The following is a 25050-nucleotide window of genomic DNA, read 5'->3' as shown; positions in this document are numbered from 1 at the left end:
AGGGCGTGCATCGAGAAGACAGATTATCCCATCCCGGCAGAACTGATGCCGTCAACCCCGTCCTGGTGAATAGATACGTTGTCATGTTTGAGGCCGTGATTAAACGCCGCCATCAGGTAGCTTCTGACGCGATTGGATTGGGTATCAGCGCCACGACGGATCATGTGCGCCAGAATGATTTTTATGTCGTGCGCGGTCACGTCCTTGGCTTTGGTCGTGGGTTTGATGACTGGATACGTCTCTTTCTCCAAGGCCAGCAGCACGGCGGCATGGGTGCGCTTGCCGTCCTTCTTCATCTGCTCGGTGTAGCTTTTGAATAGCTGCTCAATGGTGCCTTGCTGTTCATGCTCCCGTTTCTCCTGCTCCCGCTCCCTGTCTTGGCGGGCCAGTTCGTCTTTAGGGTCTAGGCCATCGCGGATCATTTGGCTGAATGCCTTGGCCTTTTCGCGGGCATCGGCAAGGGAGAGGGTTGGAAAGCGGCCAAGCTGAATGAAGGCGCGGTCCCCGTTGCGGGTATAGCAAAACACAAACATCTTGCCGCCACTCGGCAACACTTTGACGCCTAGCCCACCTGCTCCACGGGTGCGGTCATCATCCATCCGGCGATAGGCGCTTTCTTTCGCCACCAGCGCGGCGATCTCGTTGTGTGTTAGCGGCATAGTCGATTGGTCTCAGCTAAAGGCACCCAAACGTTAAAATGGGTGCTGTAATGGGTGCTTTTAAGGTGAAGCTACCCGATACTTTATGAGTTCCAATGATACAAGCGTTTTGGCTATATGTCTGTGATTTAAGGGGTTTTTCTGGCAATATCAAGACAAGCTGAAACGTTGTGAAAACGTTAAATTCACGACTCATAATCGATTGGTCGTGGGTTCAAGTCCCCCAGGGGCCACCATTTTCAGAAAAAGCCGCTCTTTTGAGCGGCTTTGTCGTTTCTGGCGTTCACCAGCGTCTGTCCAGATCCTCGGCATAGAGTGCCATGGCGCGCCTGTAGGGAAGCAGGGCGGGATCCGTGGTGGTGGTCGCGAGGATCCCCAGCAGCGTCTCCATCCCCTCCTTGTTGCGCCCCAGGTTGTAGCAGGTCATGGCACGAAACACCTTGAACTCCACGGCATAGGGGAAGCGGGCCAGGGCCTCGTCAAAGGTGGCCAGCGCCTCGGCATGACGGCCCGTGGTGCGATAGGAGCTGCCAAGTCCAAGCAGGGCCCCGCGCAGCGACGCCTCGCCAAGCCCCAGCGACACGGCCTTCTGATAGAGCGGAATGGCCTCGGCCTCTCGCCCCAGCATGTCGTGCAGTCCGGACACTTCGTAATGCAGCTCGGCGTGGGCCGGGTGCGCGATGAGTTGCAGCAGACCGTGCTGACGGGCTTCCTCGATCCGTCCCTCGGCCTTGAGGGTGTTCAACTGTTTCATATGTGCTCCTGCATAGGGATGAAGGATCAGTATGCCTGCCGACAGGCTGGCGGGGAACGGGTCATGGGGCCATGAAAAAGGCCTCCCGCCGATGGCGAGAGGCCTGGTTCGGCGCCGGGGCGCAATGGCCCTGGCGTGTGTCCAGCCTTACTGGGCGCTCAGGCTGTAGGCCAGGGTCTGGTCGTTGAAGCGCACCACATAGGCACCGACCACTGCCGTGGTGATGTCTGCCCCGGCCAGCTCGGCCACGCCATCCTTGTTGGTGTCGCCGTAGTTCTGGGTCCAGTCTCCCTTGACGTCGAACTTGAAGCGCTGACCGCCGTTGCCATCACCGCTGCCGGTGAAGGTGACGCTGGCCTGCCAGAGGTGATCCCCGACCAGGGACATGGGGGTGGTGCCCCAGTTGTTGGTGGTGCCGCGAATGTTGAGGCTGGCGACATTCTTGGCATAGGTGACGCTCACCGGAATCAGGCTGTATTGCAGGGTCTGATCGTTGAAACGTACCCGGTACTGGCCGATGACCGGGGTGAGGATGTCACTGCCGGTCAGTTCGGCCACGCCGTCCTTGTTGGTGTCGCCGTAGTTCTGGGTCCAGTCCCCCTTGACGTCGAATTTGAAGCGCTGGTTGGTCTGACCGTCGAAGGTGACCAGGGCTTCCCACTGATTGTCGGCGATCAGCGTCATGGCAAGGGATCCCCAGGCATTGGGGGTGCCGCGGAAGTTCAGGGTGGGCAATACGCTGGCGTAGGTGCCGTTGTCGTCGGTGACGGTCACGGTGGCGCTGGCACTGGCGGTCAACCCTTCCGCATCGGTCACGGTGACCGTCACGGTATGGGTACCCGGGGTATCGAACCGGACCGTCTCCGTGGCGGCGGTGCCCCCGCTGGACCAGCTGTAGCTCACCACACCGCCATCATCGCTGGAAGCGGAGGCGTCGAACACCACGCTCTCGCCCGCCTTGACGCTGAGGGTTTTGGGAGAGAGGGCGGCGACCGGTGCCTGGTTGCTGGTGAGGGGGGTGACCGTGTAGCGCAGATCGCTCTCGCTCAGGGTGATGCGGTAGGTGCCCGCCCCGCTGACCAGGATATCCTTGCTGCTGCCCTTGTCGGCGATGCCATCCCCTTCGTTGTCGCCGTAGCTCTCGGCCCAGTTGCCGAAGACGTCGAACTTGAAGCGCTGGGCACCGGTGGCGTCACCGTTGCCGGTCAGGGTGAGGGTGGCGGACCAGACACGGTTGGCATCGACGGTCATGGGGGTGTTGCCCCAGGCGTTGTGGGTGCCGCGCAGGTTCATGCTGCTGAACTTGTTGCCCGGCAGGACGGAACCGCCGCAGGGGCTGGCCTTGGTGCAACCGGCGATGATGGCGGCCGCCTTCATGCCGGGGACGTTCAGGCTGGCCTTGCCGCTGCCATCGACGGTGACATAGCCGCCGCTGCAGTAGTCATTGCCCCCCAGGAGGTTGCAGTACTCGCCGGCCGGCAGGCCGGTCTGCACCGAGGCCACCAGGCTGCCGCTCTCGTTGTTGATGGCGACGAAGCCCTTGTCACCGCGGCTGAAGGCTATCTGATTGTTGCCGTTGTCCCACCAGTTGCTGACGGGCTGGCCTTCGGTCCGGTTGTGGAACAGGGCCATGTTCATGATGGTCGGTCGGCGCTGTTCGCAGTTCCACTGGCTGTCCGTGCAGGGCGTGCTGCCCGGCGCCCCCTTGTCGGTTTCATAGGTGCCCATGTTTTCAAAGCGATAGCCCGACATCACCTGCTTCCAGCCATAGGGCCAGGCCATCATGAAGGTGTTGGCCAGATCGTAGCGGGCACCGCTCATGAAGGTGAGCATGCCGCCACCGCCGTGGCCGCGTTCGCGGTCGTGGTTGACCACGAAGACGAAGGCCTTGTTGGAGGGGAGCAGGCCCCAGCTCTCGCCCAGGGTCTTGAGGTTCTTGATCTGGCCGTTGAAGTTGGCGGCAAGATCGGTGCCGTATTTGAAGTCGGTGACGGTGTCGATATAGGTGTAGCGGCCCGGCTGAATGTCGGGGGACTCCCCGCCAGCGCCGATCACCTCCAGGTAGGCCCTGGGGCTGCCTGCCTTGTCGAGGATGGCCTTCACATCGGCCGGCGCCATGTGCTTGGCCGCATCGATGCGAAAGCCCGCCACGCCCCAGCCGAGCAGGGTCTTCATGTAGGTGGCGATCTGATCCTGGACGTAGGATGAGCCGGTATTGAGGTCCGGCATGCCGTAGAGGGCGCCGTTCCAGACGTTGTTGCTGTCGCCGTAGTTGGTGATGTCGCCGCTGTGGTGGAAGTCGTTGTAGCCGAACTGGGGATATTGGTATTGCCCCGAGTTGTAGCTGCCGCCGCCGGTGGCGGTGCCGGAACCCGATGCCAGCTGGTTGAAGACGGCGTCGGCATAGACCTTGACCCCGGCCGCGTTGCAGCGGGCGATCATGCTCCTGAGCTCTGCCTCGCTACCGCCGAAGCTGTTGAAATTCTTGAAGCTGACCGGTTGATAGACGGTCCACCAGACCTGGCTGCCCTGCTTGTGCTCGGTGGGTGGGGTGATCTGGACGCCACCGAACCCCTTGGGCCCGAGCACGGTCTCGCACTCGTTGGCGATGTCGTTGAACTTCCATTGGAACAGGTGAACCATGACCCCTTCGGCGCTGGCAGTGTGGCTGAAAGAGCCGAGTGCCGCCGCCAGCAGGGCGGTTCGAAACAGTGTGTTGTGCATGACGATTTTCCCTTCGATCTTGTTATTGACGTATCACTGTCGTGTAGTCGAACGGACAACAAACAACCTCGTTCAGCTCCGTAGCATTCATGAAATCGACGTGGTTGAAAATCGAACAAGCTGAATTAATTAAGAAATGTGAATGAAAATGCTTTCATGCTATTCGGTGGCAGCAGGAGGGGGCAGAGGGGAGCAGATCGGTGCGAGATCCCGTCAAGCGGGTAGCGAAGGGGATGAACAGGGGCCCCGCAGGGCCCCGTGAACGTTCAGACGTTGGGTTCCTGCTGCCCGGCACTGGCCCGGGCACGACGCCCTGGCAGCATGCGGGTGACCAGGTTGCTGCGCTGGCGCCAGGAGGTGTAGGCGATGGCGCACAGGTGCAGGGCGATCATACCCTGGAGTGCCCAGGTGCACCACTCGTGCCAGTCGTCCGCCCCCAGATCGAAGCCGGTCTCGGTGTTCTGGAACCAGCCGGTCCCTGCGGTGGCGAGTACCAGCAGCCAGAGTGCCCAGACCGCCAGCTTGCCGCTGCCGTGATGGCCCGGGGTGGGCGGGGTCCGTTCGCGCAGGGCGTCGGCCTGATGGCGAAAATCCTCCCGGCTCGGGATGAGGGCGCGCAGGCGGGCGTGGCCGCGAGCGAAGGTGAGCCCCCACAGCAGGCGTATGCCGATGAGCACCATGACGGCGTATCCCATCCGCTCGTGCCACTCCTCGCCCGCCTCGTTGAGCCAGAGGTTGCCGATACAGATGGCCGCCACACCCCAGTGGGTGAGGCGCACCAGAGCATCCCAGTGGAAGGGATCAGCCTTTTTGCTTGGCATAGTTGTGGTACTCCTTCTTCAGGTCGTTGACCTTGGCCAGGTGCTCGCGCGCCTTGGCTTCGTCACCGGCCTGGAGGGCTGCCAGGCTGGCATCCAGCTCGCTCTGCACTTCGGTCATGCCTTCCAGGAACTTCTCCTTCTTGGCGGCGGGCATGTTCTTGCTCTTGGCGACGTCCAGCTGGGCCTTCATCTCCTTGATGTATTTCTCCATGGTGGCCGCGTCGTCGGCCTTGACGGCCTGCTTGTAGTTGAAGCCGATCTTCTTCATCGGCTGCTCCAGATCGCCGGCCATGGCAGGCAGGGCCATCAGGCCGAACATCAGGGGCAGCAGCAGGGGACGCACAGTTTTCAGCATGGGATTTCCTTATGAGACGACGAGATTGCAGGTTGTTATAGCACTCATTTGAGTGCGGTTTCACGCATCATGATGCCATGAAAGGGCGATCATTGTATGAAGAAAGTGCGACCAATTGTGACGAATTGTGCAGGGGATTGCTGTGGGAATGTAGCCGAAAGAGAACGGCCACCGGATCTCGCCTCCGGCAGGGATACAAGGGCGCGCATCTGGTCCGGGAAGGGGCCCGCAGGCAGTGAATCATGCTGCCATTATTTATCACACATCGGTTTTTTAACGTCAGGTGAGTTTTTCAGGTGTTTTTGTTTTTGAAAGTCATAATCCATGGACGATTTCACTGCCCGTACAGACGCCGTGCAACAAAAAAAGGGCCCGCAGGCCCTTTGAGTGATCGGGATCCGGCCCTTATTCGGCCTGCTCGCGCTCGATGGCACGCCAGCCGATGTCCTTGCGATAGAAGATGCCGTCCCACTGGATGCGGCCAGCCAGGGCATAGGCCCGCTGCTGGGCTTCCTGCACCGTGTGGCCGAGGGCGGTGGCGCACAGCACGCGGCCACCCTGGGTCAGGCTGGTGTGTCCTTCCAGGCGGGTGCCTGCATGGAACACCTTCTCCCCTGCCACTTCGTCCACCGGCAGACCGCTGATGGGGTGGTTGCTGGTGTAGTCGCCGGGATAGCCACCCGCCGCCAGCACCACGCCGATGGCGGCACGGGGGTCATAGACGGCTTCCTTCTGATCCAGCTGGCCGGCGCAGGCGGCGAGGCAGAGATCCACCAGATCGGACTGCATCCGCAGCATGATGGGCTGGGTTTCGGGGTCGCCGAAGCGGCAGTTGAACTCGATCACCTTGGGGTTGCCCTCGGCATCGATCATCAGGCCGGCGTAGAGGAAGCCGGTGTAGACGTTGCCCTCGGCCGCCATGCCGCGCACGGTCGGCATGATCACCCGTTCCATCACGCGCTGGTGCACTTCGTCGGTCACCACGGGGGCCGGGGAGTAAGCCCCCATGCCGCCGGTGTTGGGGCCGGTGTCGCCGTCGAAGGCGCGCTTGTGATCCTGGCTGGTGGCCATGGGCAGCACGTGCTCGCCGTCCACCATGACGATGAAGCTCGCCTCTTCCCCGTCCAGGAACTCCTCGATCACCACCCGGGCGCCAGCATCGCCGAAGGCATTGCCGGAGAGCATGTCACGCACCGCCGCTTCCGCCTCGTCGAGGGTCATGGCGACGATCACCCCTTTGCCAGCGGCCAGACCGTCGGCCTTGATGACGATGGGGGCGCCCTTCTCGCGCAGATAGGCCAGCGCCGGCTCCACCTCGGTGAAGTTCTGGTAATCGGCGGTGGGAATGGCGTGGCGGGCCAGGAAGTCCTTGGTGAAGGCCTTGGAGCCTTCGAGCTGGGCAGCGGCGGCGGTCGGGCCGAAGATGGTCTGATCGGCGGCGCGGAAGGCATCGACCACCCCTTTCACCAGGGGGGCTTCCGGTCCGACGATGGTGAGGCCGATCTGGTTCGCCTTGGCGAAGGCCAGCAGGCCCTCGATGTCGGTGGCCTGGATGGCGACGTTCTCGATGCCCGGCTCAAGCTGGGTGCCCGCATTGCCCGGTGCCACGAAGACCTGGGTCACCAGGGGGGAGTGTTTGGCCTTCCAGGCCAGGGCGTGTTCACGGCCGCCGTTGCCAATGATCAGTACTTTCATCGTCTCGCTCGCTTCTGTCTGAGTTCACTGGCGCTGCGGTGGCAACCTGCCAGTGGAAAGGATCCGGTGCTAAAGAGGCAGGGCCGCCATCGGCGGCCCTGGGCTGTCAGTGACGGAAATGACGCATGTTGGTGAACACCATGCACATGCCGTGTTCGTTGGCGGCGTCGATCACCTCCTGGTCGCGCATCGAGCCACCTGGCTGGATGACGCAGGAGATGCCCGCGGCAGCGGCGGCATCGATGCCGTCGCGGAACGGGAAGAAGGCGTCGGAGGCCATGACGGAGCCCGCCACGGTCAGCCCTTCATCCTCGGCCTTGATGCCAGCGATCTTGGCAGAGTAGACGCGGCTCATCTGGCCGGCTCCCACGCCGATGGTCTGGCCGTTCTTGGCGTAGACGATGGCGTTGGATTTGACGAACTTGGCGACCTTCCAGCAGAACAGCAGATCCTGCAGCTCGGCCTCGGTAGGCTGACGCTGGCTGACCACGGTCAGATCCCCGAGCGTCACCATGCCCAGATCGCGCTCCTGCACCAGCAGGCCGCCGTTGACGCGCTTGAAGTCAAAGCCTTGCGCCGGGGCAGTCCACTGGCCGCACTCCAGCAGGCGCACGTTCTGCTTGGCGGCGACCGCCTCGCGGGCTGCCTGGCTGATGCTGGGAGCGATGATCACTTCCACGAACTGGCGGGCAACGATGGCCGCAGCGGTCTCGCCGTCCAGTTCGCGGTTGAAGGCGATGATGCCGCCAAAGGCCGAGGTGGGGTCGGTCTGGTAGGCGCGATCGTAGGCAGCCAGCAGGTCGTCACCGATGGCGACGCCGCAGGGGTTGGCATGCTTGACGATGACGCAGGCCGGTTCGCTGAACTCCTTCACGCACTCCAGCGCCGCATCAGTGTCGGCAATGTTGTTGTAGGAGAGGGCCTTGCCCTGCAGCTGGATGGCGCTTGCTACCGAGCCCGGCGCGGCCTGCTCTTCGGCGTAGAAGGCGGCAGCCTGGTGGCTGTTCTCGCCATAGCGCATGTCCTGCTTCTTGATGAACTGGCTGTTGAAGGTGCGGGGGAAGCGGGACTCTTCGTCGCCTTCCTTGTTTTCGCCGTAGGAGGGCACCAGGGTGCCGAAGTAGTTGGCGATCATGCCGTCGTAGGCGGCGGTGTGCTCGAAGGCGGCGATGGCCAGATCGAAGCGGGTGGAGAGGGTCAGGCTGTTGCCGTTGCCATCCATCTCGGCGATGACGCGGTCATAGTCGGAGGCCTTGACGACGATGGTGACGTCCTTGTGGTTCTTGGCAGCGGAGCGGACCATGGTCGGGCCGCCGATGTCGATGTTCTCGACGGCGTCTTCCAGGGTGCAACCGGCTTTGGCCACGGTGGCGGCGAAGGGATAGAGGTTGACGACGACCATGTCGATGGGGGAGATAGCGTGCTCGGCCATGATGGCGTCATCCCGGTCGCGACGGCCGAGAATGCCGCCGTGTACCTTGGGATGCAGGGTCTTGACCCGGCCGTCCATCATCTCGGGGAATCCGGTGTAGTCGGACACCTCGGTCACCGGCAGGCCCGCATCGGCCAGCAGCTTGGCGGTACCACCGGTGGAGAGCAGGGCCACACCACGCGCGTCGAGTGCCTTGGCAAATTCCAGGATGCCAGTCTTGTCAGACACACTCAGCAGTGCACGGCGAATGGGTCGAGCTTGTTCCATCACACTATCGTCCTCAGCATAACGGGGACCGTTCCATGGGAGGCGAGGCTCAACACACAGAGAGTCCCCAAATAAATGGAAGTGGGGGATTTCGCAAACCACTCTCGCCCGGGGCGGCCGTTGGCAAAAGCGTTTTAGGAAATGCCCGCTTGACGCGACGCTCTCTTGTGGGCGCGTATTCTACACAAAAAATGTGACCTGTGGTGGATTTTTTAAAGAGACAAACCCTTGTGGGATGCGGCGTTAAACGTTTTCTGGTGAATTTTTGTGAAACGTTTGTCTTTTCAGTGTTTTGGGGATAAATGGCCGGCAAGTGAGGGGTTAGCTGCTGCTTTCCTGCCTTTGACTGGCAATCGCCGGGCAAAGAGGTGATAGTGGAGGCCGGTTTATATTGAGTACCATGTCGGGAATGTCATGCGGGGGGAGAGGACCATGTATCGGATCGGTGAACTGGCCAAGGCGTGCGGGGTGAAGGCCGACACCCTGCGCTTTTATGAGAAGAACGGCCTCATCTCGCCGGGCATTCGCAACGAATCCGGCTATCGCCTCTACGGGGAGCAGGACAAGCGGCGGCTGGAGTTCATCATCCGCGCCAAGTCGGTGGGCTTCTCCCTCGCGGACATCGGCGAGCTGCTTGCCCTCGACACCAACAAGGCCAAGGTCACCTGCCAGGAGGTGAAGGCGGTGGCTGACACCAAGCTCGAACAGGTGGAGCAGAAGCTCCTGGAGCTGACCCGTTTTCGCGAGAACCTGAAGGCCCTCTCCGACATCTGCTGCGGCGGCCCGCGCTCGGCGGAGCACTGCGCCATCCTCGAGACCCTGGAGTCCGGCGCCCCTTCCCGCCACGAGCATCACGACCATGAGCACTGAGCTGCGTCGGCCCCGGGTCTCCGCCTTTCTCGCCCTCTCCCTCGACGGTTTCATCGCCGGGGAGGGGGGCGATCTGGCATGGCTGGCCCCCTATGGTGGCGACGGGCCGCAGGAGACCGGCTACAGCGCCCTGATGGCGAGCGCGGACACCCTGCTGATGGGGCGCAACACCTACGATATCGTGAGCGCCTTTCCCGAGTGGCCCTACGGGGACAAGCCGCTGGTGGTACTGACCCACAGGCCCGCCGACCCCCGTCCTCGGGTCTCCTTCCGGCAGGGGGCGCTGGCGCAGGTGCTGGACGAGTTGTGGCAGGGGGGAAGCCGTCACCTCTATCTGGATGGCGGGGAGCTGGTGAGGCAGGGTCTGCAGGGGGCCCTGGTGGACGAGCTGACCCTGTTCTGGGTGCCGGTCACCCTGGGGGGCGGGATCCCGCTCTTTACCGGGCCTCTCCCCGCAGGGTTGAGACCGGTGTCGAGCGCCGTGCTGCCAAGCGGCCTGGTGCGGGTTATCTATCACCCCGCCTGACAGCTTGCACGGGGGAGGCAAGAGGCGCACAATCGGCGCGTTTTTCGCCATCTGCCCTTCCAGGCAGGGACGATAGGCAAACACGACACCCCCATCAAGGAGCCCATATGGCCAAGAAGAAGGTGACCTGTGTCACCGCCGAACCCGCCTGCGAACATCAGCGCGGCACCATTCAGGACAACCACCTCAAGGCACTGGTGACCTCCCCCCTGTTCCAGGCCCGGGTCGAGCCGAGCAAGAAGGGCAAGGGCAGCTATCAGCGCAAGGCCAAGCACGGCAAGCGGTGGGAGCCCGGCCAACAGCAGATGGCAAGCGTCTGCTGCTGAGCGGGTTTCTGCCGCAAGGCATCAGTTAACACAATCAGGGCGCCAATAGCGCCCTGATTGTTGTTCTATTCGCTGGTGCTGACTTGCGGTCTTGACGCAAGAGAGTGAACCCGTGCTCACTCGTCCATAAAGAGTTCGAGCAGCACGTTGAGGTAGCGATGCCCGAGGGACGTGAGCTGCCAGCTATCGCCAAGATCCTCGATAAGCTCCTTGGTCCGGGCGATGGCGAGCATGGTCTCCACCCGCTCCAGCGGTAGCCCCGTGAAGGCCTCGAACTCCGCCTTGGGGGCGGGTTCAAACAATCTGAATCGGTTCATGAAGTACTCGAGCGGCAGATCGTCCGCGCTCACCTGCCATTGGCTGTCCAGATAGGGGCGGCTCGGATCCAGATAACCTTTCGGATGCTTCACCTTGGCGGTACGCAGGATCTGCTGGCTCGCGAGATCCGTCACCTTGCCGTGGGCGCCGCAGCCGATCCCCAGATAGTCGCCAAAGCGCCAGTAGTTGAGGTTGTGGCGGCACTGATACCCCTCTTTGGCATAGGCCGAGATCTCGTACTGCTGATAGCCCCGGGCGGTCAGCATGGCGTGGCCCTGCTCGTAGATGTCCCACAGGGTGTCATCTTCCGGCAATGTGGGGGGCTTGGAGGCGAATGCCGTGTTCGGCTCTATGGTGAGCTGATACCAGGAGAGGTGCGGCGGCGCGCAGTCGATAGCCTGCTGCAGGTCGTAGAGCGCATCGTCCAGGCTCTGATCCGGCAGGCCGTGCATCAGATCCAGGTTGAAGGTGGGAAGCGCGATGGCGTGGGCCAGTTCGGCGGCCTTGCGCGCCTCCTCGGGGCCGTGAATGCGACCGAGCCGGGTCAATTTCTCCTGCTGGAAGCTCTGCACCCCGATGGAGATGCGGTTGATGCCCGCTTTTTGGAAGCCGGCGAACTTGTCCGCCTCCACCGTGCCCGGGTTGGCCTCCATGGTGATCTCGCAGTCCGGGGTCAGTGCGATCCGTGCGCGCACCCCGTCCAGCAGCGCCTGCATGGCGTCGACGGAGAGCAGGCTCGGCGTGCCGCCACCGATAAAGATGGAGGAGAGGGGGCGCCCCTGGGCCCAGTGCAGATCCTGCTCCAGATCCTCCAGCAGGGCCGCCACGTACTCGAGGTGGGGCAGTTCCCCCTTCTGGGCGTGGGAGTTGAAGTCGCAGTAGGGGCACTTCTGGACGCACCAGGGCACGTGGATATAGAGGGAGAGGGGCGGCAGTTGCAGCATGGGATTTCCAGTATTCAACAATCAAATGGGGTCGGGTGGCCCTGGTTGCCGGTGACAACGGGCGGGGCGCCGCGAACGAAACGGGGGCCGACGGCCCCCATTGTAGATGACAACGCGGCGGGAGACAGCGCTTTAGTTGACCGCCGCCAGGGCCGCTTTGAGCTTGGCCAGCGCCTGGCCACGGTGGCTGAGCTGGTTCTTGAGCTCCGCCGGCATCTGGGCCGAGGTGCAGTCGTGGTCGGGCACGAAGAACACCGGGTCGTAGCCGAAGCCGTGCTGACCGCGGGGTTCGTCGATGATCATCCCCTCCCAGCTCGCCTGGCAGATGATGGGGGTGGGATCGTCGGCGTGGCGCATGTAGACCAGCACGCACCAGAAGCGGGCGCTTTTCAGGTAATCCGGCGCGCCCTTGAGCTCGGCCAGCAGTTTGTCGATGTTCTCCTTGTCGCTGGCACCGGCACCGGCAAAACGGGCGGAGTAGACGCCGGGGCGGCCGTGCAGCAGATCCACTTCCAGACCGGAGTCGTCGGCCACGGCGGGCAGGCCGGTGACGCGGGCGGCGTGGCGGGCCTTGATGATGGCATTCTCGACGAAGGTGGTGCCGGTCTCGTCGGCATCGGAGACTGCAAACTCGCTCTGCGGGATCACCTGGATCTTCATATCGGCCAGCATGGCGGCCAATTCCTTCACCTTTTTCTGGTTCCCTGTTGCCAGGACAAGCTTGTTCATCACACACCTCCGCAAAAATAATCTGCGCATTCTATGCGGGGGAGGGGTTTAGTAAAAGCGCCAATTGCCCGGGATCCGGTGCCAACGGGGGATCCTGGTTCCACCCCCTGAGAGGTGGAAGAGATACATGTTTCCAGCAGGGAATAACCGAAGTGATTAAATACCATTTCAATTCATTACTCTGAGTCAGTAGACTCGCGGCCCAATCGATATTCCTAGGGCTTGAGGTGACTGATGCCATTGATTCTTTTGCTTGTACTCCTGGTGTTGTTCAGCCCGCTGGCCATCGACATCTATCTGCCTGCCATCCCCCAGATGGCCGAGCAGCTGGGGGCCGAAGTGACCCTGATGCAGGGCACCATCACCTGGTTCCTGTTCAGCATGGGGCTGGGGCAACTGCTGGTGGGGCCGCTCGCCGATCGCTACGGGCGCAAACCCATTGCCCTGGGGGGCGTGCTGCTCTACGGCCTGAGCGCCCTGGCAGCCGGCTTTGCCGCCAGCCTGGGCGAGCTGATGCTGGCGCGGGTGCTGCAAGGCTTCGGGGCCTGCGCCACCTCGGTGGCCGCCTTCTCGGTGGTCCGTGACAGCTATGGCCCCAAGAAGAGCGGTCAGATGATCTCCTATCTGAACGGTGCCATCTGCTTTATCCCCGCACTGGCGCCCCTGCTGGGTGGCTGGCTCACCGCCAAGGCGGGCTGGTCGGCGAACTTCTGGTTCATGGCGGGTTACGCCGTCGTGGTCGGCAGCTGGCTGCTGTGGCGGATGCCGGAAACCCGCCCTGAGGAGACCAGCAGTGCTGGCCCGCTCATCAGTTGGTCCCGCTACAGCCCGGTGCTGCGCTCCCCGAGCTTCCTGTTCAACGCGGCGCTGTGCATGCTGGCGATGGCGGTGATCCTCGCCTACGTGACGGCGGCGCCGGTACAACTGATGGTAACCCTGGGGCTGGACATGAGTGGCTTCAGCTACTGGTTTACCGCCAATGCGGCCCTCAACATCCTGGCCTGCTTCCTGGCCCCGCGCTTCATCGCCCGGGTAGGGCCAAGACGGACCCTGCGCATCGGCCTGCTGGTGGTGCTGCTCTCCGCCATCACCCTGACCCTGGCCATGCACATCCCGCACCCGCTGGCCATGATGGGCCCGGTGTTCCTCTCCAGCATCGGCTTTGCGATGATCCTGGGCGCCGCCGCGGGTATGGCGCTGGCCCCCTTCGGCCACTGCGCCGGCACTGCGGCCGCCCTGCTCGGCCTGTTCCAGATGAGCGGCTCCGGCGCCCTGGTGGGGATCACCGGTTGGCTGATGCCGGATCCCCTGAGCCAGCTGGCCCTGCACATGTGGCTGCTGCTGCCCCCGCTGGTGATGCTGATGACCCGCCAGGGCCGGCGCTTGTGTTTGCAATAAATCCTGTGCTCTGATGAGCACACTCAGGGGGCCTTGAGCCCCCTTCTCTTTTTCAGGTGACCTCGCCTGCCTCGCATGATCACAGACCCGTGGAGAAAACCGGATGAGCCACACAATCAACGCCGCCCTGGTGGGATACGGCTTCGCAGGACAGACCTTTCACGCCCCCTTCCTGGCCACGACCCCGGGCCTGACCCTGCGCTGGGTGGTGAGCCGGGATGCCGCCAAGGTACAGGCCGCGTTGCCCGGCACCCGGGTCGGCACCCTGGAGCAGGTGCTGGCCGATGACAGCCTCGATCTGGTGGTGATCGCCACCCCCAACGACACCCATGCCCCCATCGCTCGCGAGGCCCTGCTGGCGGGCAAGCACGTGGTGATCGACAAGCCGTTCGCCCTGGATCTGGCCGAAGCGAAGGCGCTGGTCGAGTTGGCGGAGAAGCAGCAACGGCTGCTCAGCATCTTCCACAACCGACGCTGGGACGGGGACTTCCTCACGGTGCGCCGTCTGCTGGCGGAGGGAGCGTTGGGGCAAGTTGCCCAGTTCGAATCCCACTTCGACCGTTATCGCCCCGAGGTGCGCCAGCGCTGGCGCGAGGCGGGCGGCCCGGGCTCCGGTCTCTGGTTCGATCTCGGCCCCCATATCCTCGATCAGTCGCTTCAGCTGTTCGGTCAGCCGGACTGGTTGCAGGCGGATCTGGGCAAGCAGCGCCCCGGGGCCCTGGCGGACGACTACTTCCATGTGGTGCTGGGTTACGGCGAGATGCGGGTCATTCTGCACGGCAGTTGTCTGGTGTCGGCCGTGATGCCCCGCTTCGTGGTGCACGGCAGTCAGGGCTCCTTCATCAAGTTCGGCATGGACGTGCAGGAGGAGCAGCTCAAGGAGGGCAAGCGGCCTCCGGCGGCGGACTGGGGCGTGGATCCCGCCCCCGGCCAGCTCAGCCAGATCCGGGACGGTCAGCTCCTGCAGCAGACCGTGGCTGGCGAGGCGGGGGACTACGGCGCCTACTATCGCTGTGTCTGCGCCGCCATCCGGGGAGAAGGGGAGAACCCGGTGCCGGCCGACGAGGCTCTGGCGGTGATGGCCTTGCTGGACCTGGCCCGGGAGAGCGACCAGCAGGGGCGGCGCCTGCCTTGTCAGAAGCTGTCTGACTGACGGCGTTATCCGGCAGCGCCGAGAGCCTGACAGAAAGACAATGGCTGACTGGCAATTGCCAGGTAATTGGCGATTTGTTGTGCGAATATGGTGATTAATGGGTGTTTTATATTAATATTTGTCGTTGCAGCAGTGTTTCTTATCATGCCAACGAGAAAATATCATTGTGATACGCGTTTTCATCGGCCGCATATGGGGATATATTTCGCGCGCCTTCGGGCTCCAGCGGCCGGTGTGCCGACAGGAGCCGGGGCGTACAGTGATGGTCCCTGCACCATCTCTCCATCTTTTTTTGAGGGTATGCACATGAACAAAGTACTGGTAGCCGGTATCCTGGGTCTGATGTTGACCGCCTGTGGTCAGAAAGAAGAAGCTGCCGCTCCGGCTGCGACCCCGGCCGCAGACGTTGCTGCCACTGTCGAGAAAGCCGCTAGCGAAGCGTCTGCTACCGTCGAGAAGGCTGCTTCCGAAGCTTCCGCTACTGTCGAGAAGGCTGCCGCTGACGTGGCCACCAAGGCTGAAGCTGCCGTGAGCGATGCCAAGGCCAACTAAGCCAGCACCTCATTGAAAAACGGGCCCGGCGCACTCGCGCCGGGCCCGTTTTTTTATGGCCATGGCGGGGCGCTGCCCGGTCAGTCGAGGGGTTCCACCAGCAGGATGTGGGAGTCGGCCCCCACCACCTTGACCCGGCTGCCGGCCGGCAGCGGCGCGTTGCAGCGCACCGTCCAGACGGTGTCGTCCAGATGCACCCGGCTCATCCCCTGGCTGACCTCGTCCAGCAGGGTCAGCTCGCGGCCCATGTAGCTTTGCATCCGCTCGTTGATGGGAGCGGCGGCATCCAGCCCGGAGCGATCCCGGCGATGCTGCCAGCGCCACCAGGCCCAGGTGGTGAGCAGGGATTGCAGGGCGAAGAGCAGCAACTGCGCCTGCCAGCCGAAGGGCCAGACCAGCAGCAAGAGTCCCACCTCCAGGGCGGCGATGCCGGTCCAGAGCAGGAAGCCCACCGACCCCATCACCTCGATGGCCAGCAGCACGAAGCCAAGCCCCAGCCAGTGCCAGTGGGTCAGCCCCTCGAACAGGGCTGTCATGATTTGCCCGCCTTGCCGTCTTTGTTGAACAGCTCGGCCATGCCCGCCACCGAGCCTATCAGGCTGCCCGCTTCCAGGGGCATCATGATGATCTTGCTGTTGGGGCCTTCACCGATGCGGGCCAGGGCCTCGGTGTATTTCTGGGCCACGAAGTAGTTGATGGCCTGCATGTCGCCCTCGGCGATCGCCTGGGAGACCATGTGGGTCGCCTTGGCTTCCGCCTCGGCGGCCCGCTCCCGCGCTTCAGCGGCGAGGAAGGCAGCCTGACGTTCACCCTCGGCTTTCAGGATCTGGGACTGCTTCTCCCCTTCGGCCTTCAAGATCTTGGACTGGCGCACCCCTTCGGCCTCCAGCACCTCGGCCCGCTTCTGGCGTTCGGCCTTCATCTGGGCGTTCATGGCTTCCACCAGGGCGAGGGGCGGTCGCACATCCTTGATCTCGATCCGGGTCACCTTGATGCCCCAGGGGGCGGTGGCCGCATCCATGGTGCGCAGCAGCTTCTCGTTGATGGTGTCGCGCTGGGAGAGCATTTCGTCCAGCTCCATGGCGCCGAGCACGGTCCGCATGTTGGTCATGGTGAGATTGCGGATGGCACTGGTGAGATCGTTGACCTCGTAGCCCGCCTTGCGGGCATCCACCACCTGCACGAAGCTGATGGCGTCGATGGTGACGTTGGCGTTGTCCCGGGAGATCACCTCCTGGGCCGGGATGTCCAGCACCTGCTCCATCATGATGATCTTGTGGCCGATGCGGTCGATGTAGGGGATCAGCAGGTTGAGGCCCGGGGAGAGGGTGCGGGTGTAGCGGCCGAAGCGCTCCACGGTCCAGTTGTAACCCTGGGGCACTATCTTGATGCCGGCACTCAGGGTGGCGAGTACCAGGAATATGAAGATCCCCAATACAATCAATGACTCATTCATGATTAAGCTCCTTATGAAACACTTTCACTAGCCTAGGGTCTGGTGCCATCCACCACAAGCAGATTCGCTTCTCTATTGCCGCCATACGGCTTTACTAATTACCAAAACGCATTAAAGAGCATTTTTTATTATTTTGAGGGATAAGCGCTCCTGCCTATAGTCGCCCCAGATGTCGCGATGCCGAGGAGCGGGCCCTGATGGATTATTTACCTATGTTTGCCAGGTTGGAAGGCCGCCCGGTACTGCTGGTGGGCGGGGGCGAGGTTGCCCTGCGCAAGGCGCGCCTGCTGCTGGCGGCAGGTGCCCGGATCACCCTGGTCTCTCCCGCGATCGAGCCCGAGTTCCATGAATTTGCCGGTCGCTTCACCCATGTGGCGGCGCGTTTCGACCCGGCCCACCTGGCAGGGCAGATCCTGGTGGTGGCCGCGACCGACGATCTCGAGGTCAACGCCCTGGTCTACCAGAGCGCCACCGAGCGCGGTCTGTTCGTCAATCTGGTGGATGACCCCGAGCGCTCCAGCTTTATCTTCCCCTCCATCATCGATCGCAGCCCCATCGTGGTGGCCGTCTCCAGCGGCGGCAAGGCCCCCGTGCTGGTGCGTCTGTTGCGCGAGCGGCTCGAGAGCCTGCTGCCCCGCCACCTCGGCGGTTTGGCGGAGCTCTCCGGCCGGGTGCGCAGCCGGGCCAAGCAGGTGCTGGCCTCCCTCTCCGATCGCCGCCGCTTCTGGGAGCGCGCCTTTGCCTCCAACACCCTGGCCGGTCTGATTGAGAAAGCCGATTGGCAAGGGGCCGAGCAGTGGCTGAACGAGGGACTGGACAAAGCCCGTACCGAAGTGGGCGAAGTGGTGCTGGTGGGGGCGGGCCCGGGGGATCCTGGCCTCTTGACCCTCAAGGCGCTGCAACAGATTCAACAGGCCGAAGTGGTGCTCTATGACCAGCTGGTCTCCCCCGAGATCCTGGACCTGGTGCGCCGCGACGCCACCCTGGTGTCGGTCGGCAAGAAGGCGGGGGCCCACAGCGTGCCCCAGGAAGAGACCAACCGCCTCTTGGTGGAATACGCCAAAGCGGGCAACCGGGTGGTGCGCCTCAAGGGGGGCGATCCCTTCATGTTCGGCCGTGGCGGCGAGGAGCTGGAAGTGCTGGCAGAGGAGGGCATTCCCTTCTCCGTGGTGCCCGGCATCACCGCCGCCGCCGGTGCCACCGCCTATGCGGGCATTCCGCTCACCCACCGCGACCATGCCCAGAGCGCCGTCTTCATCACCGGCCACTGCCAGAAGGAGGGCAAGGAGCCCGACTGGCAGCAGCTTGCGGCCACCAACCAGACCCTGGTCATCTACATGGGGCTGATGCGCTCCGAGCATATCCAGCAGCAACTGGTGAGCCATGGCCGACGCGCCGCCACCCCTATCGCCATCATCGAGCGGGGCACCACGGCCCGTCAGCGGGTGCTGACCGGCACCCTGGCGGATCTGGCCGAGCTGGCCCAGCAGGCGGTGAGCCCGTCGCTTATCGTCATCGGTGAAGTGGTGGCCCTGCGCCAGCAACTCGCCTGGTTTGGCGAACAGGGGCAAGGGCAGGAGGCAGAAAGCGGCCACGAGCTCAAGCTGGTGAGCCTGACCTGAGAGGCGAGACCCGAATCGATTTGACGGTGCGGCCAAGGCGGCACCGAACTGAACCAACACCGCGCCCCGAGCAGGTGCGATAGCAATGAACCGAGGACCCAGACATGGACCGTGAAAGACTGACCCAACTGCAGCCATCCGATGCACAGAGCATCCGTGCAGGTGTCACCCGCGAGCGACTGACTCACCTGCAGCAACTGGAAGCCGAGAGCATCCATATCATCCGCGAGGTGGCCGCCGAATTTGAAAACCCGGTGATGATGTACTCCATCGGCAAGGACTCCTCCGTCATGCTGCACCTGGCCCGCAAGGCCTTCTACCCGGGCAAGATCCCCTTCCCCCTGCTCCACGTGGACACCAACTGGAAGTTCAAGGAGATGATCAAGTTCCGGGACGAGACCGCCAAGAAGTTCGGGCTGGATCTCATCGTCCACAAGAACCCGGACGGTCTGGCCATGGACATCAACCCCTTCGTGCACGGCAGCAGCAAGCACACCGACATCATGAAGACCGAGGGGCTCAAGCAGGCGCTCAACAAATACGGCTTCGATGCCGCCTTCGGTGGTGCCCGTCGCGACGAGGAGAAATCCCGTGCCAAGGAGCGTGTCTACTCCTTCCGCGACAAGTCCCACCGCTGGGATCCGAAGAACCAGCGCCCGGAGCTGTGGCGCGTTTACAACAGCCAGGTCAACAAGGGGGAGAGCATCCGTGTCTTCCCGCTCTCCAACTGGACCGAGCTGGACATCTGGCAATACATCTATCTCGAGAACATCGACATAGTCCCGCTCTACTTCGCGGCCATGCGCCCCGTGGTGGATCGCGGCGGCATCAAGATCATGGTGGATGACGATCGCATGCCCATCGGCCCGGAAGACGAAGTGAAGCAGGAGCTGGTGCGCTTCCGTACCCTCGGCTGCTACCCGCTGACCGGGGCCATCGAATCCAATGCCACCACCCTGCCGGAGATCATCGAAGAGATGCTGATCACCACCTCGAGCGAGCGGCAAGGGCGGCTCATCGACCACGATCAGGCCGGCTCCATGGAGCAGAAGAAGCGTCAGGGCTATTTCTAAAAAAATGTTCTAAGGAATCGCAACATGAACAACCACATTCAGACCGCCATCAGCGAACAGGGCATTGAAGCCTACCTGCACGCCCAGCAGCACAAGAGCCTGCTGCGTTTTCTCACCTGCGGCAGCGTGGACGACGGCAAGAGCACCCTCATCGGCCGCCTGCTGCACGACTCCCAGCAGATCTATGAAGATCAGCTGAAGGCACTGGAGTCCGACAGCCAGAAGCTCGGCACCACCGGCGAGAAGCTGGACCTGGCCCTGCTGGTGGACGGCCTGCAGGCGGAGCGCGAGCAGGGCATCACCATCGATGTGGCCTATCGCTATTTCTCCACCGCCAAGCGCAAATTCATCATCTCGGACACCCCGGGCCATGAGCAGTACACCCGCAACATGGCCACCGGCGCCTCCACCTGCGATCTGGCCATCATCCTGATCGACGCCCGCAAGGGGGTGCTGGATCAGACCCGCCGTCACAGCTTTATCGCGAGCCTGCTCGGCATCAAGCAGTTCGTGGTGGCAGTGAACAAGATGGACCTGGTGGAGTTCAGCCAGGAGGTGTTCGATCGCATCAGCTTGGAGTACCGCGAATTCGCCAAGAAGCTCAGCGTCGACACCATCCACATCGTGCCGGTCTCGGCCCTGGACGGTGACAACGTGGTGAACCCGAGCGACAAGCTTGCCTGGTACCAGGGCGAGACCCTGCTCTCCTTGCTGGAGTCCGCCGAAGTGGAGCGCGAGCTGGAGCGTCACCCGGTGCGCCTGCCGGTGCAGTACGTGAACCGCCCCAACCTCGATTTTCGCGGCTTCGCTGGCACGCTCGCCTCCGGCATCCTGCGGGTGGGCGACAAGCTTGCCGTGCTGCCGTCCGGCAAAGAGAGCACGGTGACCCGCATCGTCACCTTCGACGGGGATCTGGAGTACGCCCTGCCGGGTCAGGCCATCACGGTCACCTTCGCGGACGAAATCGACATCAGCCGGGGCGACCTGCTGGTGGATGCGGCGAAAAAGCCCCAGGTGACCCAGAACGTGCTGGCTCACATCGTCTGGATGGGGGAAGAGTCCCTGCAACCGGGCCGGGTCTATGACGTCAAGCTGGCCACCAAGAAGAGCCGTGGCCAGGTGGAGGCCATCCGCCACCGCATCGAGATCAACAAGCTCGACGAGCTGCCCGCCTCCGAGCTCAAGCTCAACGAGATCGGCCTGTGCGAATTCAGCCTCACCGACCCGGTGGCGTTCGACCCCTACAAGGAGATCCGCGACACCGGCAGCTTCATCCTCATCGACCGGCTGACCAACGTCACCGTCGGTGCCGGCATGATAGTGGAAGGGCTGGCGGCCAAGGTGATGGCAGGGCAATACAGCGAGTTCGAAGTGGAGCTCAACGCCCTGGTGCGCAAGCACTTCCCCCACTGGCAGGCGCTGACCATCAGCAACGATTCCGGCAAGGAGTAAGCCCATGACCTGGCAACAATCCCTGGTGCTGGGTCTGCTGGCTGCCCTCGTCGCCCTGCTGATCCAGGGCAAACTCCGGCCGGCGCTGCTCTTCTCGGGCGCCGTGCTCATCACCTACCTGAGCGGCCTGGCGGACATCAACGCCGTGGTGGCGGGCTACACCAACAGCGCCCTGCTGACCCTGGTGTTGCTGCTGCTGGTATCGCTCGCGGTGGAGAAGACCCGGGTCATGAGCTGGTTTGCCAATCTGGTGGGCACCGGCTCCTTCAACAAGGTGCTGGTGAAGGTGTGGTTTTCCACCGCCTTCTTGTCGGCGTTCGTCAACAACACCGCCGTGGTGGCGTCCATGCTGGGGGCGGTCAAACGCAACCCCAACCATGCGCCCTCCCGGCTGCTGTTGCCCATGTGCTTCGCGGCGACCTTTGGCGGCGTGCTGACCCTGATCGGCACCTCCACCAACCTCATCGTCAACAGCTTCCTCATCAAGATGGGGGCCAAGCCGCTCGGCATGTTCGACTTCTTTATGGTGGGTGCTGGCACATTATTGACAGGGCTGGTGGCCGTGCTGCTGTTTGCCCGCCATCTGCCGGAGCAGGACACCGAGATGAGCCGGGAATCCGGCTATTTTCTCGAGGCCAAGGTGGGCCCCGGCTCGCCGATGGCCGGGCGCAGCGTCAAGGAGAACGGCCTGCGCAGCCTGAAAAGCCTTTATCTCGCCGAGATCATCCGGGGTAACCAGGTGATCTGCCCGGTGCAGCCGGAACACGAGTTGCACGAGGGGGACATGCTGCTGTTCTGCGGCGACGTGGAGAGCGTCGGCGTGTTGCAGGAGCTCAAGGGGCTGGATCTCTACGGCCAGCACCGCCTCAACGGCCAGCACCTGGTGGAGGTGATCGTCAGCCACAGCTCGCGCCTGGTGGGTCAGACCATCAAGGATGCGGAGTTTCGCACCCATTTCGATGCGGTGGTGCTGGCGGTGCGCCGGGGCGAGACCCAGCTCACCGGCGGCCTCGGCCAGATTGAGCTGCACGCAGGGGATACCCTGCTGCTGGCCCCCGGCCCCAAGTTTGCTGGCAACAAGTCCCTCTCCCGCGAGTTCGTGGTAGTGAGCGGGCTGGAGGCCTCCACCCGGCTCGATGCCACGCGCAGCGCCGCCGTGGTGGCGGGGTTCCTTGGGGTGCTGACCCTGTCGGTGCTCGATTTGGTGCCGCTCTTCAAGGGGCTGCTGGTGATGCTGGTGGTGCTGCTCTTCTCCCGCATCCTGACCCTGGACGAGATCCGCCGCCGCTTTCCGCTGGATATCTGGCTGGTGGTGGGCGGGGCCCTCGCCATCGCCGATCAGCTGGAGAAGAGCGGCCTGGCCAAGCTCATCGCCGACTGGCTGATGGGGGAGTTCAACGGGGCCAGTCCCTTTATCGCCTTCGTGGGGATCTATCTGTTTACCCTGGTGCTGACGGAGCTGATGAGCAACAACGCGGCGGCGGCCCTGGCCTTCCCCATGGGATTCCAGCTGGCGCTCAGCATGGACGTCTCCACCATGCCGTTCATTCTGGCGGTGCTGTTCGGGGCGAGCTCCAGCTTTATCCTGCCCTACGGCTACCAGACCAACCTGATGGTCTATGCGGCGGGCAACTACAAGATGCCGGATTATCTCAAGCTGGCCCTGCCGGTCTCCCTGGCCTACAGCATCGGGGTGATCGTCATGGTGCCCCTGCTGTTTCCGTTTTAAGGTCTGATACCGGGGGATGTGTTAAGGGCTGCTTATGTTAACGCAGCTTTCATCAAGGCTGCTTATGATGCAGGGGAGTGCCAGGGTACTGGCATCCAGGCGTGAGCGCCAATCAGGGGGTGTTGCATGCGCAATATCAGGGCATCAGCATCTTGCCGCCTCATGGTGCGAGGCGGCTTCCTGCGGTAGCGGACAGTTTTCAGTATTGCGGCATGAGCGCCAATCAAGGAGTGTTGGATGAGCAATGCCATGGCATCAGCACGTTGTCGACTGATAGTCCGAGGCGGCTCCCTGTGGTGCCGGACAGTTTAAGTTTTGAGGCGTGAGCGCCAATCAAGGAGTGTTGGATGAGCAATATCGTGTGGCATCAGCATGCCGTCGACAAACAGAGCCGGGCCGAGCAGAAGGGGCAAAAGCCCCTGGTGATCTGGTTCACCGGGCTGTCGGGGGCGGGCAAGTCCACCCTGGCGGGGGCGCTGGAGCAGGCGCTGGCGGCAGCGGGCAAGCATACCTATCTGCTGGATGGGGACAATGTGCGCCACGGCCTCTGCGGCGATCTCGGCTTCGATGATGCAGCCCGTCAGGAGAACATCCGCCGGGTCGGCGAAGTGGCAAAACTCATGGTGGATGCGGGACTTATCGTCCTCACCGCCTTTATCTCGCCGTTCCGTGCCGAGCGGCAACTGGTGCGCAATCTCGTGGGTGAAGGGGAGTTTGTCGAAGTGTTTGTGGATGCGCCGCTCGCCGTCTGTGAAGAGCGCGATCCCAAGGGGCTCTACAAGAAGGCGCGGGCGGGGGAAATTCGCAATTTTACCGGTATCGATTCTGCCTACGAGGCGCCGGATCAGCCGGAAATCCATCTGCTGAACGCCGGCAAGCCGGTGGATGCGCTGGTGGAGGAGTTGATGACTGCGCTAAGGCTGGGGAATTACTTGTAGTGGTTGAGTGGGCCGTTTTACACAGGGAGCTGAATTGTTATCTCGGCGCGGTTATTCGCGATTGTCCGAATACGCTGCGTGTATGGAGACGGTATTCACCTGACAGTTGCCCACAAAAGGGAGTGGTCATACGGCTTCAAACCGGATAACAAAACGGTACCCCTACCGTGTTATCCGGAGTCACCGTATGACCACCAACGAGAAAGTAGCACGTCGCAAACTCAGCCTGCTAGAGCTCGCCAAAGAGCTCAATAACGTCAGCAAAGCCTGCAAGCTCATCGGCTACAGCCGCCAGCAGTTCTACGAGATTCGCCGTAACTACCAGACCTATGGGGCTGAGGGCTTGCTCGACAAACTCCCCGGCTGTAAAGGGGCTCATCCCAACCGGGTCGCTCCCGAGATTGAGCAAGCCATCCTCGATTACTCTCTCACCAGACCAACCCATGGCCCGCTGCGGGTCGCGCAAGAACTGGCTCTGCAAGGCATCAACGTCAGTGCAGGCGGTGTGCGTGGCGTGTGGCAACGTCACGACTTGCTCTCCAAGCATGACCGCTTGTTGCGCCTCGAGAAAACCCATAGGGAACAGACGATTGAGCTCAATGACGAGCAGATCCGCCTGCTCGAGCGCTTCAGCCCCGAGTTTCGCGAACGCCAAATTGAGGTTCACTACACCGGGGAACTGGTGGCGGTCGACACCTTCTTCGTCGGCGCACTCAAGGGGGTGGGCAAGGTGTATCTGCAAACCGTGCTCGATTGCTACAGCCGCCACGCCTGGGGACGGCTCTACACCAGCAAGCTGCCGGTGACGTCGGTCCATGTGCTCAACGAAACGGTGCTGCCGTTCTTCGAGGCTCATGAGGCACGGGTCTATACCATCCTGTCGGACAATGGGCGCGAGTTCTGCGGGCGCCCTGACCATCATCCCTACGAGCTGTTCCTGCAACTGGAGGGGATTGAGCACCGGACCACCAAGGTACGCAGGCCACAGAGCAACGGCTTTATCGAACGGCTGCATCGAACCTTGTTGGATGAACACTTCCGTATCAAAGGGAGGACAACCTGGTATGAGTCGGTGGAGCAGATGCAGACAGACCTGGATAGCTATCTGGATCACTACAACAACCAGCGACCACATCAGGGCAGGATGATGGAGGGTCAGACCCCCTACAGCATGTTCAAAAAGGTATCTATTCACCAGGACGGGGTTGACGGCATCAGTTCTGCCGGGATGGGATAATCTGTCTTCTCGATGCACGC

The 25050-nt window shown here is 62.7% G+C and carries 22 protein-coding genes and 1 pseudogene; 12 read left to right on the top strand and 11 right to left on the bottom strand.

From position 1 onward, the window contains the following. Positions 1 to 395: 395 nt before the first annotated feature. The 7 genes and pseudogenes from PG896_RS21230 to purH form a co-directional block, all read right to left on the bottom strand. Positions 396 to 659, bottom strand: a pseudogene (locus PG896_RS21230) (Arm DNA-binding domain-containing protein); the annotation flags it as partial. Between the two features lie 283 nt (positions 660 to 942). Next, complete coding sequence (locus PG896_RS16440) at positions 943 to 1413, bottom strand: tetratricopeptide repeat protein (protein WP_161470267.1); 471 nt, start codon at positions 1411 to 1413, stop codon at positions 943 to 945. Positions 1414 to 1560: 147 nt separating this feature from the next. Next, entirely contained in the window at positions 1561 to 4137 is a 2577-nt protein-coding gene (locus PG896_RS16435; protein WP_161470266.1) for an alpha amylase C-terminal domain-containing protein, read from the bottom strand. 266 nt (positions 4138 to 4403) lie between these two features. Continuing rightward, the gene (locus tag PG896_RS16430) at positions 4404 to 4958 is read right to left on the bottom strand and encodes a cytochrome b/b6 domain-containing protein (RefSeq protein WP_010675613.1); all 555 of its coding nucleotides are present in this window, start codon (positions 4956 to 4958) and stop codon (positions 4404 to 4406) included. Further along, positions 4939 to 5313: a cytochrome b562 gene (locus tag PG896_RS16425; protein ID WP_049636098.1), complete on the bottom strand. Its 375-nt coding sequence runs from the start codon at positions 5311 to 5313 to the stop codon at positions 4939 to 4941. The genes PG896_RS16430 and PG896_RS16425 overlap by 20 nt, the downstream gene beginning before the upstream one ends. Positions 5314 to 5718: 405 nt before the next feature. Next, positions 5719 to 7008, bottom strand: coding sequence for a phosphoribosylamine--glycine ligase (gene purD, locus PG896_RS16420; RefSeq protein ID WP_041211074.1), 1290 nt, complete (start codon positions 7006 to 7008; stop codon positions 5719 to 5721). Positions 7009 to 7114: 106 nt separating this feature from the next. Then, positions 7115 to 8707 carry a bifunctional phosphoribosylaminoimidazolecarboxamide formyltransferase/IMP cyclohydrolase gene (purH, locus tag PG896_RS16415; RefSeq protein WP_010675610.1) on the bottom strand — a complete coding sequence of 531 codons (1593 nt, stop codon included), beginning with the start codon at positions 8705 to 8707 and terminating at the stop codon, positions 7115 to 7117. 432 nt (positions 8708 to 9139) lie between these two features. On the opposite strand from purH, the gene zntR reads away from it, so the two are divergent. From zntR to PG896_RS16400, 3 genes are all read left to right on the top strand, one after another. Continuing rightward, positions 9140 to 9577 (top strand): Zn(2+)-responsive transcriptional regulator, encoded by a 438-nt coding sequence (gene zntR / locus PG896_RS16410; RefSeq protein WP_010675609.1) that lies wholly within the window; start codon positions 9140 to 9142, stop codon positions 9575 to 9577. Continuing rightward, complete coding sequence (locus PG896_RS16405) at positions 9567 to 10103, top strand: dihydrofolate reductase family protein (RefSeq protein ID WP_103858029.1); 537 nt, start codon at positions 9567 to 9569, stop codon at positions 10101 to 10103. The genes zntR and PG896_RS16405 overlap by 11 nt, the downstream gene beginning before the upstream one ends. 107 nt (positions 10104 to 10210) lie before the next feature. Beyond that, positions 10211 to 10429, top strand: a complete 219-nt coding sequence (locus tag PG896_RS16400; RefSeq protein WP_069651880.1) for an alternative ribosome-rescue factor A — start codon at positions 10211 to 10213, stop codon at positions 10427 to 10429. A gap of 116 nt (positions 10430 to 10545) precedes the next feature. On the opposite strand, the gene hemW is transcribed toward PG896_RS16400, so the two are convergent. Together hemW and rdgB are read right to left on the bottom strand one after the other, a co-directional pair. After that, positions 10546 to 11691, bottom strand: a complete 1146-nt coding sequence (hemW, locus tag PG896_RS16395; RefSeq protein ID WP_270835941.1) for a radical SAM family heme chaperone HemW — start codon at positions 11689 to 11691, stop codon at positions 10546 to 10548. Positions 11692 to 11823: 132 nt separating this feature from the next. After that, entirely contained in the window at positions 11824 to 12420 is a 597-nt protein-coding gene (gene rdgB, locus PG896_RS16390; RefSeq protein ID WP_010675605.1) for an RdgB/HAM1 family non-canonical purine NTP pyrophosphatase, read from the bottom strand. Positions 12421 to 12654: 234 nt separating this feature from the next. On the opposite strand from rdgB, the gene PG896_RS16385 reads away from it, so the two are divergent. From PG896_RS16385 to PG896_RS16375, 3 genes are all read left to right on the top strand, one after another. Then, on the top strand, positions 12655 to 13818 hold the full coding sequence (locus tag PG896_RS16385; RefSeq protein WP_029314807.1) for a multidrug effflux MFS transporter: 1164 nt from the start codon (positions 12655 to 12657) through the stop codon (positions 13816 to 13818). Between the two features lie 103 nt (positions 13819 to 13921). Next, positions 13922 to 14971 carry an oxidoreductase gene (locus PG896_RS16380; RefSeq protein ID WP_270835940.1) on the top strand — a complete coding sequence of 350 codons (1050 nt, stop codon included), beginning with the start codon at positions 13922 to 13924 and terminating at the stop codon, positions 14969 to 14971. 306 nt (positions 14972 to 15277) lie between these two features. Continuing rightward, positions 15278 to 15523 (top strand): hypothetical protein, encoded by a 246-nt coding sequence (locus PG896_RS16375; protein WP_010675602.1) that lies wholly within the window; start codon positions 15278 to 15280, stop codon positions 15521 to 15523. 80 nt (positions 15524 to 15603) lie between these two features. Here PG896_RS16375 and PG896_RS16370 read toward each other — a convergent pair whose 3' ends face one another. Both PG896_RS16370 and PG896_RS16365 read right to left on the bottom strand, forming a co-directional pair. Next, positions 15604 to 16059 carry an NfeD family protein gene (locus PG896_RS16370; protein ID WP_042864965.1) on the bottom strand — a complete coding sequence of 152 codons (456 nt, stop codon included), beginning with the start codon at positions 16057 to 16059 and terminating at the stop codon, positions 15604 to 15606. After that, a complete protein-coding gene (locus PG896_RS16365; protein ID WP_029314806.1) occupies positions 16056 to 16979 on the bottom strand; it encodes an SPFH domain-containing protein in 924 nt (307 codons plus the stop codon). The genes PG896_RS16370 and PG896_RS16365 overlap by 4 nt, the downstream gene beginning before the upstream one ends. A gap of 197 nt (positions 16980 to 17176) precedes the next feature. On the opposite strand from PG896_RS16365, the gene cysG reads away from it, so the two are divergent. The 6 genes from cysG to PG896_RS16335 all read left to right on the top strand — a co-directional run bounded on the left by cysG (position 17177) and on the right by PG896_RS16335 (position 25030). Continuing rightward, positions 17177 to 18601, top strand: coding sequence for a siroheme synthase CysG (cysG, locus tag PG896_RS16360; RefSeq protein WP_201955545.1), 1425 nt, complete (start codon positions 17177 to 17179; stop codon positions 18599 to 18601). Between the two features lie 104 nt (positions 18602 to 18705). Beyond that, on the top strand, positions 18706 to 19674 hold the full coding sequence (gene cysD / locus PG896_RS16355; protein WP_052224733.1) for a sulfate adenylyltransferase subunit CysD: 969 nt from the start codon (positions 18706 to 18708) through the stop codon (positions 19672 to 19674). 24 nt (positions 19675 to 19698) lie between these two features. Then, complete coding sequence (gene cysN / locus PG896_RS16350; protein ID WP_010675597.1) at positions 19699 to 21126, top strand: sulfate adenylyltransferase subunit CysN; 1428 nt, start codon at positions 19699 to 19701, stop codon at positions 21124 to 21126. A 4-nt stretch (positions 21127 to 21130) separates the two neighbouring features. Next, positions 21131 to 22855: an SLC13 family permease gene (locus PG896_RS16345; RefSeq protein ID WP_042016322.1), complete on the top strand. Its 1725-nt coding sequence runs from the start codon at positions 21131 to 21133 to the stop codon at positions 22853 to 22855. Positions 22856 to 23202: 347 nt separating this feature from the next. Then, entirely contained in the window at positions 23203 to 23793 is a 591-nt protein-coding gene (gene cysC, locus PG896_RS16340) for an adenylyl-sulfate kinase (protein WP_201955547.1), read from the top strand. Between the two features lie 187 nt (positions 23794 to 23980). Further along, on the top strand, positions 23981 to 25030 hold the full coding sequence (locus tag PG896_RS16335) for an IS481-like element ISAs19 family transposase (protein WP_270835938.1): 1050 nt from the start codon (positions 23981 to 23983) through the stop codon (positions 25028 to 25030). Positions 25031 to 25050 lie beyond the last annotated feature (20 nt).

Origin of the sequence: Aeromonas sp. QDB30 (genome assembly GCF_027707645.1) — a bacterium.
Lineage (GTDB): Bacteria > Pseudomonadota > Gammaproteobacteria > Enterobacterales > Aeromonadaceae > Aeromonas > Aeromonas caviae.
The sequence above is the reverse complement of the archived record's forward strand: the minus strand, read 5'-3'. Positions and strand labels throughout refer to the sequence as shown.